General features: G+C 75.9%; 2 protein-coding genes. Both read right to left on the bottom strand.

The features are described from left to right. Positions 1 to 9,856: type I polyketide synthase (locus BAW75_RS02325; RefSeq protein ID WP_104112460.1), on the bottom strand; the 9,856-nt coding region annotated here is incomplete at its 3' end. Positions 9,857 to 9,902: 46 nt separating this feature from the next. Further along, positions 9,903 to 14,324 (bottom strand): SDR family NAD(P)-dependent oxidoreductase (locus BAW75_RS02320; RefSeq protein ID WP_146074787.1); only part of this gene is annotated, 4,422 nt, incomplete at its 5' end.

Genomic DNA, 14,324 nt, shown 5'->3' with positions numbered 1-14,324 from the left:
GCGACTGCACCGCCAGGTGCAACGCCACAAGCGACGACGAACACGCCGTGTCCACCGACACCGCCGGCCCCTCCAACCCCAACGCGTACGCCACCCGGCCCGACACCACACTCGCGGCGTTGCCCGTTCCCGCGAAGCCCTCCACCTCGTCCCCCGCCACCATCAGCAGGGCCCCATAGTCCTGACCATTCGTGCCCACGAACACCCCTGTTCGCGAACCCCGCAGAACCCCAGGCTCAACCCCTGCCCGCTCGACCGCCTCCCACGAAACCTCCAGCAACAACCGCTGCTGCGGATCCATGGCCAACGCCTCGCGGGGGGAAATCCCGAAGAAACCGGCATCAAACTCCGCCGCCTCGTAGAGGAAGGCGCCGCTGCGGACGTAGGAGGTGCCGGTGGAATAGGGGTCGGGGTCGTAGAGGCGCTCGACGTCCCAACCCCGATCGCCGGGGAGGTCCGACACGGCGTCGCGGCCGGCGTGCAGCATCTGCCAGAACCGCTCGGGATCGTTGGCCCCGCCGGGGAACCGGCAGGACATGGCCACGATGGCCACCGGCTCGTCGTCGCCCAACGCCACCGGGGCGGCCTCGACGGCCACGGCGGCCTCGCCGCCCAGTTCCTCGTGCAGGTGCCGGGCGAGCGCGGTCGGCGACGGGTAGTCGAAGACCAGGGTCACCGGCAGCCGCAGCGAGGTGGCGGTGGCGAGCCGGTTGCGCAGTTCCACCGCGGTCACCGAGTCGAAGCCGAGGTCGCGGAACGCGTGGTGCGGGTCGACGGCCTGGCCGTCGGCGTACCTGAGGACCGTGGCCGCCTGGTCGCGGACCAGGTCGAGCAGCGCCTGCTGGCGCTCGGCGGCGCTCATCCGGGTGAACGCGCCGGCCGGGCCGGCCTCGTCGGTCTCCTTCGTCTCGGCCAGTCCCTTGGTGGCCTGCAACCGCTGCGCCTCGGGGATCTCCGAGATCAGCGGGCCGGGTCGGGTGGCGGTGAACGCGACGAAGAACCGCTCCCAGGCGATGTTCGAGATGGTCAGGAATGTCTCGTCGTGCTCGACGGCCTGGTGCAGGGCCGCGACGGCGAGCCGCGGCGGCATCTCGGGTGCGCCGTGGCGGTGCAGCATCCGGCCGAACTCGCCGTCGGCCATGCCGCCGCCGCCCCAGGCGCCCCAACCGATGGAGGTGGCGGGCAGGCCGACGCCGCGGCGGTGCTCGGCGAGGGCGTTGAGGAACGCGTTGCCGGGGGCGTAGTTGCCCACGCCGGAGCTGCCGACGGTGCCGGCCATCGACGAGAACAGGATGAACGCGTCGAGGTCCAGCTCGCGGGTCAGCTCGTGCAGGTTCAGTGCGGCGGTGACCTTCGCGCTGAGCGCGTAGTCGACCTGGTCCAGCGTCAGCGAGTTGATCACCGAGTCGTCGAGCACGGCTGCGGTGTGCACGACTGTGGTCAGCGTGTGCTCGGACGGCAGGTCGGCGAGGACGGCGGCGAGCGCCGAGCGGTCGGCGGCGTCGCAGGCGGCGACGGTCACCCGGGCGCCCAGTGCGACCAACTCGGCCTCGAGGTCGGCGATGCCCTCGGCCTGCCGGCCGCGCCGGCTCACCAGCACCAGGTGGGCGGCGCCGTTGGCGGCGAGCCAGCGGGCCATGTGCCCGCCGAGCGCGCCGGTGCCGCCGGTGACCAGGGCGGTGCCGGAGGGCCGCCAGGCGCGCGGGGCGGGCGTGTCGCCGAGCGGGGCGTGCAGCAGTCGCCGGCCGAACGCGCCGGCCCACCGCAGCGCGACCTGGTCCTCCCCGTCGGCACCGGCGAGGACGCGCACGAGCCGGCGGCCGGCCGCGTCGTCGAGCTCGTCGGGCAGGTCCACGAGGCCGCCCCAGCGGTCCGGGTGCTCCAGCGCGGCGACCCGGCCGAAGCCCCAGGTGAGCTGCTGTAGCGGGTGCGGCAGCGGGTCGGCCGGGCCGGTCGCGACGGCGCCCCGGGTGAGGCACCACAGGGGCGCGCGGACGCCGGCGTCGCCGAGCGCCTGCACGAGGGTGACGGTGCCGGCGAAGCCGACCGGCACGGACGGGTACGCCGGGGCGGGCGTCTCGTCGAGCGGCAGCAGCGACACGATCCCGGCGGGGCGGGGGCCGCCGTCGGCGAGGTCGCGCAGCCGGGCGGCGAGCGCCACGCGGTCCGTGCGGTCGGCGTCCAGCGCCAGCGGTACGACGGTGCCGCCGTGGCGCCGCAACGCCTCGGCGCAGAAGCCGGCCTCGGCCGCGCCGGTGTCGTCGGGGCCGGTCAGCAGCCACCAGGTGCCGGTGACGGCCGGCTCGCCGGAGGCGTCGGGGGCGACGGGCGTCCAACTGTCCCGGTACCGCCACGAGTCCACGGTGGCCTGGTCGCGGTGCCGGCGACGCCAGGCGGCGAGCACCGGCAGCACGTCGGCGAACGCCGTCTCCGGGACGGGCCCCGGCTCGGTCGTGGCGGAGAGTTCAGTCGTGAGCGCGGTCAGGTCCTCCGCCTCGACGGCCGCCCAGAACCGGGCGTCGACCTCGTCGTCGGCCACGGCACCGGCGGTCCCGACCGCGGGGGCGGGCGTGGTCGACGGCTGCGGCCAGTAGAGCTGCCGCTGGAACGGGTACGTGGGCAGGTCGAGGCGACGCCCGGCGAGGCCGGCGAAGGCGGGCCGCCAGTCCACGGCCGTACCTCCGGCCCAGACCTCGGCCAGGGCGCGCAGGAAGCGGCCGAGGCCGCCCTCGCCCCGGCGCAGGCTGCCGGTGACGGTGACCGCGTCCGGGTCGGCGGCGGCCAGCTCGACGCTCTCCTGCGTGGCCATCGTCAGCACTGGGTGGGCGCTGATCTCGACGAAGGTCTGGTAGCCGGCGGCGACGAGGCTGCGTACCGCTTCGTCGAAGCGGACGGTCTGCCGCAGGTTGCGGTACCAGTAGTCGGCGTCGAGGGCGGCGGTGTCGAGCCAGTCCCCCTCGACGGTGGAGCGGAACCGGACCTCGCCGGTGCGGGGCCGCAGCCCGGCGAGCAGTTCCAGGAGCTGCTCGCGCAGTTGCTCGACGTGGGCGGAGTGGGAGGCGTAGTCCACGGGGACGCGGCGCACCCGCACCTCGTGGGACTCGTAGTGGGCGACGAGTTCGTCGAGGGCAGCGCCGTCGCCGGAGACCACGACGGAGGTGGGTCCGTTGACGGCGGCCAGGGCGATGCGGCCGGACCAGCGGGCGATCGTCGCGGTGGCCTCGTCGGCGGTGGTGGCGACCGAGACCATGCCGCCGTCCCCGGCGATGCCTGCGATGATCCGGCTGCGCAGCGCGACCACGGCCGCCGCGTCGTCGAGGGTGAGGCCACCGGCGACGTACGCGGCGGCGATCTCCCCCTGGGAGTGGCCGACGACGGCTCCGGGGCGCACCCCGTACGACTCCCAGAGTGCGGCGAGCGAGACGCTGACCGCGAACAGGGTGGGCTGCACGACGTCGACGCGCTCCAGCGACGGGGCGTCGGGCGCGCCGCGCACCACGTCGGTCGGTGACCAGTCGACGTACGGGCGCAGCGCCTCGGCGCAGGCGGCGAACGTCTCCGCGAAGACGGGGGCGGTGTCGAGCAGCTCGGCGGCCATCCCGGCCCACTGCGATCCCTGGCCCGGGAAGACGAACGCGACCTCGCCCGGCGTGCCGGGGGCGCGGGTGACGGTCTGCGGGCCGGGCCGGCCGGCGGCGAGCGCGTCGAGGGACGCGGCCAGGTCGTCGCGGTCGGCGGCGAAGACGACGGCCCGGTGATCGTGGGCGGCGCGGGTGGCGGCCAGCGACCAGCCGACGTCGACGAGCGCGTCGTCGTCCACTGTGCCGAGGTGCTCGCGCAGGTCCCGGGTGCGGGCGGTGAGGGCGTCGACGGTGCGCCCGGAAAGCACCCAGGGCAGCTCCCCGGTCGGCACGTCGGCCGCCGGTCCGGGCTCCGGCTCGTCGGCGGGGGCCTGTTCGAGGATGGTGTGCACGTTGGTGCCGCTGATCCCGAACGAGGAGACGGCGGAAAGGCGTACCCCGTCGGCCGGCTCCCACGGCCGGGCGGAGGTGAGCAGCTCGACGCTGCCGCCGGTCCAGTCGACGTGCGGGGTGGGCTCGTCCACGTGCAGCGTGGGCGGCAGCACCCCGTGCCGCATCGCCAGCACCATCTTCATCACCCCGGCCACACCCGCCGCCGCCTGGGTGTGCCCGATGTTCGACTTGATCGAGCCGAGCCACAACGGCCGGTCGGCGGGCCGGTCCTGGCCGTACGTGGCGATGAGGGCCTGCGCCTCGATCGGGTCGCCGAGGGTGGTGCCGGTGCCGTGCGCCTCGACGGCGTCCACCTGCTCGGCGGTGAGTCCGGCGTTCGCGAGGGCCTGCCGGATCACCCGCTGCTGGGCGGGGCCGTTGGGGGCGGTGAGGCCGTTGGAGGCGCCGTCCTGGTTGACGGCGCTGCCGCGCAGCACGGCGAGGACCGGGTTGCCGTCGCGGCGGGCGTCGGAGAGCCGCTGGAGCACCAGCAGGCCGACGCCCTCGCCCCAGCCGGTGCCGTCCGCGGCTCCGGCGAACGGCTTGCACCGGCCGTCGGCGGCGAGACCGCGCTGGCGGGAGAAGCCGACGAAGATGCCGGGGGTGGCCATCACGGTGGCGCCGCCGGCCAGGGCCAGGTCGCACTCCCCCGTCTGCAGGGCCTGCGCGGCCAGGTGCATCGCGACCAGCGACGACGAGCAGGCCGTGTCGACGGTGACGGCCGGGCCGTGCAGCCCGAAGGTGTACGCCAGCCGGCCGGAGATGACGCTGGCGGAGGTGCCGGTGGCGAGGTAGTTCTCGTCGACGTCCCCGGTGGCCATCAGCAGCGAGCCGTAGTCCTGGCCGTTGGTGCCGACGTACACGCCGGTGCGGCTGCCGCGCAGGGCGGTCGGGTCGATCCGGGCCCGCTCGAACGCCTCCCAGGTGGTCTCCAGCAGCAGCCGCTGCTGCGGGTCCATGGCGAGGGCCTCGCGGGGGCTGATGCCGAAGAACGCCGGGTCGAACTCGCCGGCACCGGCGACAAAGCCGCCCTCCCGGACGTAGCTGGTACCGAGGTGCTCGGGGTCGGGGTGGTACAGCTCGGCGAGGTTCCAGCCGCGCTCGCCGGGCATCAGGCTCAGCGCGTCGGTGCCGGTGGCCAGCAGGTCCCAGAGCTGCTCGGGCGAGGTGACCCCGCCGGGGAAGCGGCAGCTCATCGCGACGATGGCGATCGGTTCGCGGTCACGGCCGGTGCCGTCGGCGACCACCTCGCCGGTGGTGTGCCCGGCGGTGAGGCCGTGCAGGTGGGCGGCGAGTTCGGCGACCGTGGGGTGGTCGAAGACCAGCGTGGCGGGCAGGGTCATACCGGTCTCGGCGGTCAGCCGGTTGCGCAGCTCGACGGCGGTGAGCGAGTCGAAGCCGAGGTCACGGAAGGTGCGCTCGGGCAGCGGCCGCCCGGCCGGGTAGCCGAGCACGACGGCGGCCTGGGTGCGTACGAGGTCGGCGAGCTGCGGCAGGGACCGGCCGACCACCACGGCGCGGACGGGACCGGTGGGCACGGCGGGCACCCCGGGCAGGGCGGCGATCAGTGGCGTGGGCCGGCCCCAGGAGGCGGCGAGGCGTCCCCAGTCGACGGCGGCGACGGTGACCGCCGGCTCGGCGGTGTTGACCAGCCGGCCGAGGGCTGTGACGGCCTCGGCGGCGGGGAGCGCGTCGACCCCGCCCCGGGCGAGCCGGGCGGTCAGGGCGGCGGCCATGCCGTCCTCAGCCCAGGCGCCCCAGGCGATGGCGGTGGCGGGCAGGCCCTGGTCGCGTCGCCAGGCCGCGAACGCGTCGAGATAGGCGTTGGCCGCCGCGTAGTTGCCCTGCCCGGCACTGCCGATGACGCCGGCGAGGGAGGAGAAGAGCACGAACGCGTCGAGGTCGCGGTGGGCGGTGGCCTCGTGCAGGACCCGGGCGGCGCGGACCTTGCCGTCGAGGACGGCCTGCATCCGGGTCAGGTCGAGCCCGTCGAGGACGCCGTCGTCGATCACGCCGGCGGTGTGCACGACGGCGGTCAGCTCCGGCAGCCCGGAGACCAGAGCCTCGACGGCAGCCCGGTCGGTGACGTCGCAGACCACCACCCGCACCGCACCCAACTCGGCCACCAGCTCCGCCGCACCCGGCGCCCCCGGACCCCGCCGCGAAGCCAGCACCACCTCACCGGCCCCGTTCGCCAGCAACCACCGCGCCACATGCCGACCCAACGCACCCGTACCACCGGTCACCAGCACCGTCCCGGCAGGCCGCCAACCCACACCCACCGGCGGCACGGCCGGCACCAGCCGCCGGCCGAGGACGCCCTGGGGGCGGATCGCCACCTGGTCGTGCCCGGCGTCGGCGAGGACGGCGAGCAGCGCGTCGGCCGTGGCGCGGTCGGCGCGGGCGGGCAGGTCGACCAGGCCGCCCCAGCGGTCCGGCTGTTCGAGGGCGACGGCCCGCCCGAGGCCCCAGGCCAGGGCGGCCCACGGGTCGGTGAGGGTCTCGCCGGCCCCGGCGCGCACGGCGCCCCGGGTGAGGCACCAGAGCCGGCCGGGCAGGCCCGCGTCGGCGAGCGCCTGGGTGAGGGTGAGCAGCAGCGCGGCGCCGACGGAGACGGCCGGGGCGTCCGGCAGCGCCCGGTCGGTCGCGGGCAGCACGCAGAGCACGCCGGCCCAGCCCTGCTCGCCGTGGCCGCGCAGCAGCCCGGTCAGCTCGGCGCGATCGACGCCCGGGGCGACGGTCAGGGTGTCGACGTGGGCGCCGGCACCGGTCAACGTGCCGGCCACCCCGGCGTCGTCGTTGTCGGCGGTGACGACGAGCCAGCGGCCGGTCAGCGCCGGAACGGCGGCGGGGCGTACGGGTTCCCACTCGACCCGGTAGGTCCAGCCGTCCACCACGGCGTCGCGCTGCCGGGCCCGCCGCCACGACGACAGCACCGGTACGGCCGGGGCGAGCGCCTCCACTGCCGCGGGATCGTCCTGCACGGCCAGGTGGGCGGCAACCCCGGTCAGGTCGCCACGCTCCACGGCCGCCCAGAAGTCCCCCTCGGCGGCGTCACCCGGCACGGCCGTCACGGCGGTGCCGCCGACCTCGGGCCAGTAGCGCTGGTGCTGGAAGGCGTACGTGGGCAGGTCCACGCGGCGCGCGCCGGTGTCGGCGAACCACTGCCGCCAGTCGACCGCCACCCCGCGCACGTGCAGCTCGGCCAGCCCGGCCAGCAGCCCGTGCGCCTCGGGCCGGTCCGCGCGCTGCGCCGGCACGGCGAGCACGGCGTCGTCGGCGGGCAGGATGTCGGCCGCCATCGCGGTCAGTACGCTGCGCGGGCCGATCTCCAGGAACGTGTCCGCCCCGGCGGCGCGCAGCGCGGCGACCCCGTCGGCGAAGCGGACGGCCTCGCGCACGTGCCGCACCCAGTAGTCGGGCGTGCGGATCTCGTCGGCGTCGGCCAGTGCCCCGGTCACGTTCGACACGACCGGCAGCGACGGCGCGGCGAAGGTGAGCTTGTCGAGCACCGCGCGGAACCGGGCGAGCATCGGCTCCATCAACGGGCTGTGGAACGCGTGGCTGACGGTGAGGCGGCGGACGCGTACGCCCCGCTCACGCCAGACCCGCTCCACCTCGTCGAGGGCCTCGACGGCGGCGGAGACCACGACGGCCTGCGGACCGTTGACCGCCGCGATCCCCACGCCGGCCAGCCCGTCCAGCGTGGCCGCCACGTCGGTCTCGGTGGCCGCGACGGCCAGCATCCCACCCCCGGCGGGCAGCGCCTGCATCAACCGGCCCCGCGCCGCCACCAACGCACAGGCGTGCTCCAGCGACAACACCCCCGCCACACACGCGGCCGTGACCTCGCCGATCGAATGGCCACCCACGAAATCCGGCACGACCCCGAACGACTCGACCAACCGGAACAACGCCACCTCGACGGCGAACAGCCCCGCCTGTGTGAACACCGTCTGGTCCAGCAGGTCGGCGTCGGCCGAGCCCTCGGCGGCGAAGAGCACCTCACGCAGCGGGCGCGGCAGGGCCCTGTCCAGGTGCCCGCACGCCTCGTCGAACGCGGCGGCGAAGACGGGAAACTCCGCGTACAGCTCCCGGCCCATGCCGGCGCGCTGCGCACCCTGGCCGGAGAAGAGCACCGCGAGCTGGCCGCGCGGCACCCCGGCACCGAGCACGACCGTACCGGCCGGTTCCCCGGCGGCGAGGGCGCGCAGCCCCGCGAGCAGGTCGTCGCGGCCGGTCGCGGACAGCACGGCCCGACGGTCCAGGGTGGAGCGGGAGGTCACCGACGAGAAGGCCACGTCGAGCGGGCGCAGGGTGTCGTCGGCGGTGAACCGGGCGGCCCAGCGGCCGGCCTGCGCGGCGAGCGCGGCGTCGGAGCGGGCGGAGAGCAGCACGGGGGCCACCGTGCGGGCCTGCGGCGTGGTCGGCTCGGCCTCGGCCTCGACCTCGGCGGGAGCCGGGGCCTGCTCGATGATGGTGTGCGCGTTGGTGCCGGAGACGCCGAACGACGACACGGCGGCCCGGCGCGGCCGGTCCACGGCCGGCCACGGCGTGACGGCGGTGGCGAGGGTGACGGCCCCGGCGGTCCAGTCGATCTGCGGCGACGGCTCGTCGACGTGCAGGGTGGGCGGCACGACGCCGTGCCGCATCGCCAGCACCATCTTGATCACACCGGCCACGCCGGCGGCTGCCTGGGTGTGCCCGATGTTCGACTTCACCGACCCGAGCAGCAGCGGCGCAGCCTCGTCGCGGTCCTGCCCGTACGTGGCCAGCAGCGCCTGCGCCTCGATGGGGTCGCCGAGCCGGGTGCCCGTGCCGTGCGCCTCCACCACGTCGACCTGCTCGGGCGTGAGCCGGGCGTTGCCGAGGGCCTGGCGGATGACCCGCACCTGGGAGGGACCGTGCGGGGCGCTGAGCCCGTTGGACGCGCCGTCGGAGTTGACCGCGCTGCCGCGTACCACGGCGAGCACCGGGTAGCCGTGCCGCTGCGCGTCGGAGAGCCGGGTGAGCAGCAGCATGCCGATGCCCTCGGACCACGAGGTGCCGTCCGCGCCGGCGGCGAACGCCTTGCACCGCCCGTCGGCGGCGAGACCGCGCTGCCGGCTGAAGCCGACGAAGACCGCCGGGGTGGGCATCACCGTCACGCCGCCCGCCAGGGCCAGCTCGCAGTCGCCGTTGCGCAGGGCCTGCGCGGCCAGGTGGATGGCGACGAGCGAGGACGAGCAGGCCGTGTCGACCGTGACCGCCGGCCCCTCCAGCCCGAGGGTGTACGCGACGCGGCCGGAGATGACACTGGTGGCGTTGCCGGTGAGCAGGTGACCCTCGCCGTTCTCGGCCTGCGCCATCATGCCGTCGTAGCCGTGCGACGAGGCCCCGACGAAGACGCCGGTACGGCTGCCCCGGACGGCCGGCAGCGGCAGCCCGGCCCGCTCGAACGCCTCCCAGGAGGTCTCCAGCAGCAGCCGCTGCTGCGGGTCCATGGCGACGGCCTCGCGCGGCGAGATGCCGAACAGGTCGGCGTCGAAGTCGGCGGCGGAGTAGACGAAGCCGCCCTCGCGCACGTAACTGGTGCCCGGGTGGTCGGGATCGGGGTGGAAGAGGTTCTCCAGGTCCCAGCCCCGGTCGGCGGGGAACGGCCCGATCCCGTCGCCGCCGTCGTGCACGAGCTGCCACAGCGCCTCGGGGCTGTCGACGCCGCCCGGGTAGCGGCAGCTCATCGCCACGATGGCGATGGGCTCGGAGTCCCGGCTCTCCAGCTCGCGCAGCCGACGCCGGGTACGCCGCAGCTCCGAGGTCGTACGCTTCAGGTACTCGACGTACCTCTCGTCCTCGTTGCTCACCGTGGACCTACCTCACTCGGCATGCCGATGTCGTTGCGGCTGGTGGTCACGACGTCTCCAGCTCGCGGTCGATCAGGTCGAAGATGTTCTCGGCGGTGGCCGACTCCAGGTCGTCGTCGCCGTCCGCGTCCGCCTGCCGCTCGGTCAGCCGGCCCAGCAGGCCGTGCAGCCGGTCGGTGATCCGGCGGAACTCGTCGTCGGCCGGGTCCAGCCCGACGAGCGCCGCCTCCAGCCGGTCGAGTTCCCGGCCCGCCGCCGACGGCTCGCCGGCCGGGCTCACCGGGGCGAACTGCCCGGCCAGGTGGACGGCGAGCGCCTCGGGCGTCGGGTTGTCGAAGACCAGCGTCGCCGGCAACCGCAGCCCGGTGGCCGCGCCGAGCCGGTTGCGCAGCTCCACGGCGGTCAGCGAGTCGAAGCCGAGTTCCCGGAACGCGCGGGTCGGCTCGATGCCGGCCGGATCGCCGTGGCCGAGAACGACCGCCACGTGCGCCAGCACCAGGTCGCGCAGGGCACGTACCCGCTTGTCGTCGGGCAGGGCGCGCAGCGTCTCGGCGTACGCCTGCCCGTCGGCGGCCTCGCCGGCCGCGGCCCGGCGGCCGGCGGCGCGGACCAGGTTGGTCAGCAGCGGGTGTACGGGCGACCCGGGCGCGGCCACGCCGGTGGCGATCTTGGCGGGCATGAGTGTCGCCCGCTCCGAGCGCCAGAGAGCGTCGAACAGGGCGAGCCCCTCGGCGTCGGAGAGCGCCGCCATGCCGCCCCGGTCGAGGCGGCGGATGTCGGCCGAGTCGAGGTGGCCCGTCATGCCGCTGGCCTGTGCCCAGCGGCCCCACGCCAGCGCGACCGCCGGCAGGCCGAGGGCCCGCCGGTGCTCCGCCAGCGCGTCGAGGAACGCGTTGCCGGCGGCGTAGTTGCCCTGGCCCGGACCGCCGAACACGCCGGCGGCGGCGGAGAAGAGCACAAACGCGCTCAGGTCGTGGCCGAGGGTGGCCCGGTGCAGGTTCCACGCCACGTCGACCTTGGGCCGCAGCACCGCGGCGAGGCGGTCGGGGGTGAGCGACTCGACGGTGGCGTCGTCGAGGACGCCGGCGGCGTGCACGACGGCGCGCAGCGGGTGCCGCCGGTCCACCATGGACAGCACGTCCGCCACGGCGTCCGGGTCGGCCAGGTCGGCGGCGACGATCGACACGTCCGCGCCGAGCGCCTTCAGGTCGGCGAGCAGTTCGTCGGCGCCGTCGGCGTCCGGGCCGCGCCGGCTGACCAGCAGCAGCTGCCGGGCGCCGTGCGCGGTGACCAGGTGCCGGCAGAGCAGCGCGCCGAGGGTGCCGGTCGCCCCGGAGACCAGGACCGTGCCGTCGAGCCGGGGCGCCTGCGGAATGCTCAGGGCCAGCTTGCCGACGTGCCGGGCCTGGCTGAGGAAGCGGAACGCCTCGGGGGCGCGCCGGACGTCCCAGGTGCGCCGGGGCAGGGGCCGCAGCGCACCGGCGGCGAAAAGCGCCATCAGCTCGCCCAGCATCGCGCCGATCTTCTCCGGGCCGGCCTCGATGAGATCGAAGACCTGGTAGCTGACGCCCGGGTGGTCGGCGGCGACCCGCCGCGGGTCCCGCTTGTCGGTCTTGCCCATCTCGACGAACCGGCCGCCGTCGGCGAGCAGCCGCAGCGACGCGTCGACGTACTCGCCGCGCAGGGCGTTGAGCACCACGTCGACGCCCCGCCCGCCGGTGCGGTGGGCGAACTCGTCGGCGAAGTCGAGGCTGCGGGAGGAGGCGAGGTGCGCGTCGTCGAAGCCGGTGTCGCGCAGCGCCGGCCACTTGCCGGGGCCGGCCGTGCCGTAGACCTCCGCGCCGAGGTGGCGGGCGATCTGCACGGCGGCCATGCCCACGCCGCCGGCCGCCGCGTGCACGAGCACGGACTCGCCCGCGCGCAGCCGGGCCAGCTCCACCAGCCCGTACCAGGCGGTCAGGAAGACCACGGGCACGGCGGCGGCGTCGGTGTAGGACCAGCCGTCGGGGATGCGGGTGACCAGCCGGCGGTCGGTGACCGCCGCCGAGGCGAACGAGCCGGAGAAGATGCCCATCACCCGGTCGCCGGGGGCGAGGTCGGCGACGCCCGGCCCCACGCCGAGCACCACGCCGGCGCCCTCGTTGCCCAGCACCTCCTGGTCGGGGACCATGCCGAGGGCCAGCACCACGTCGCGGAAGTTCAGCCCGGAGGCGCGCATCCCGACCAGGACGTGGCCCGCCGGCAGTTCCCCGCCCGCCTCGGGACCGGGCAGCAGGGCGAGGTTCTCCAGCGTGCCCTTCTCGGTGACGTCGAGGCGCCACGGCACCTCGTCGGCGGGCAGCGGCAACACACCGGCGTCGCGGGCCCGGGCCAGCCGGGGCACGAGCGGCGCGCCGTCGCGCAGCGCGAGCTGCGGCTCGCCGGAGGCGACGGCCGCCGGGACGGCCGCCAGGGAGGCGGCGGCGTCGTCGGTGTCGAGCAGCGTGAACCGGCCGGGGTGCTCGGACTGCGCCGAGCGGACCAGCCCCCACAGGGTCGCCCGGGCCAGGTCGCAGGGGGCCTCGCCCGGGGCCGCGCCGACGGCGCCCCGGGTGTGCAGCACGAGCCGGGACCGCTCCAGCCGGGGTTCGCCCAACCACTGCCGCACCAGCGCGAGGGCGTCGCGGGCCGCGTCGTGCGCGGCCTCACCGGCCCGCTGCGGGTCCGGCTCCGCGCCGGAGCGCAGGTCCAGCACTACATCGGGTACGTCCCCGGACTCCCCGATCTCGGCGACCAGCGCCGCCAGGTCGGCGTGGGACCGCACCGGGTGCCCGGCGGCGGCGAGCGCCCCGGCGAGGCCGAGGGTGTCGTCGCCGAGCAGCGCCCAGCGGGCCTGCCCGGCCGCCGCCCCGGTGTCCGTCAACGGCGTCCAGTCCAGGTGGAACACAGACGTGCGGCGCAGGGCGGCGGCCTCGTCGGCCCGGCCCGCGGCGACCGGGCGGAACGTCAGCGACTCGACGGTGGCGACCGGCTGGCCGGCGGTGTCGGCGAGCGTGACCGCGACGGTGTCCGGGCCGAGCGGGCGCAGCCGCGCCCGCAGCCGGGTGGCGCCGTGGGCGTGCAGGGCGACCGAGCGGAAGGCGAACGGCATCCAGCCCGCCCCGGAGGTGTCCGCCGCGTCGCCGAGCAGGGCGGTGACGCCGCTGGCCTGGAGGGCCGCGTCGAACAGGGCCGGGTGCAGCCCGAAGCGGGACGCGTCGGCGCTCGCCTCCTCGGGCAGGGCCACCTCGGCGTAGACCTCGCCGTCGCCGCGCCACACCCGGCGCAGCCCCCGGAAGGAGGGGCCGTAGCCGAGGCCGCCCTCGGCCGTCTGCACGTACCAGGCGTCCAGGTCGGCGTCGACCTCGACGGCGTCGGCCGGCGGCCACTGCCCCGGTACGGCAGTCGGGGCGGGCAGCTGCGGCAGGAGGAGTCCCTCGGCGTGCCGGGTCCACTCGGCGTCGGCGTCCTCTTCGGGGCGGGAGTGCACGGTGACGCTCCGCTCGCCGGTGTCGGCGGGCGGGCCCACGCGTACCTGCACCTGCACCGCGCCGGTCGCGGGGAGCACCAGCGGGTTGATCAGCGTCAGGTCGCCCACCTGGCCGGCGTCGACCTCGTCTCCGGCCCGGACCACCATGTCGACGACGCCGGTGCCGGGGACGATCACCGCCCCGCCGACGGCGTGGTCGGCCAGCCACGGGTGGGTACGCACCGACAGCCGCCCGGTCAGCACCACCGTCCGGTCGTCGGCGACGGGTACGGCCGCGCTGAGCAGCGGGTGCCCGGTGTCCTGGAGGCCGGCCGAGGCGACGTCGCGTACGCGGTGCGCGGGCGCGTCCAGCCAGTAGCGTCCCCGTTCGAAGGCGTAGGTGGGCAGTGCCACCACGTCGGTCTCGGCGAGGACGGCCGTCAGGTCGACGGGCAGGCCGATCGCGTGGGCGGTCGCCAGGTTGGTCAGCAGCCGCGTCGGATCGTCGTCACCGCGGCGCAGGCTGCCCAGGGTGTGCCCGGTGACGCCGACGTCGTCCAGGATCGCCGTCACCGGCATCGTCAACACCGGGTGGGGGCTGATCTCGATGAACGTGGTGTGACCCGCCTCGACCGCCACCCGCACGGCGGCGTCAAACTGCACGGTCTGCCGCAGGTTGTCGTACCAGTAGCCGGCGTCCATCGAGGACGGCTCGACCCAGTCCCCCGTCAACGTCGAGACGAGCCGAGTGTGCCCCGGCTGCGGGCCCACGTCGGCCAGGTCCGCGCGCAACCGCTCCGCGACGTCCTGCACCGCCGCCGAGTGCGACGCGTAGTCCACCGGAATCAACCGCACCCGCACCCCGTCGGCCTGACACGCCGCCACCAGATCCGCAACCGGCTGCGGCGGACCCGACACCACCACCGTCGACGGACCGTTCACCGCCGCCACCCCGACACCCGGGAACGCCGGCAGCCACTC

This window comes from Micromonospora chalcea, assembly GCF_002926165.1.
GTDB lineage: Bacteria > Actinomycetota > Actinomycetes > Mycobacteriales > Micromonosporaceae > Micromonospora > Micromonospora chalcea.
This window is presented reverse-complemented; position numbering and strand designations above follow the sequence as displayed.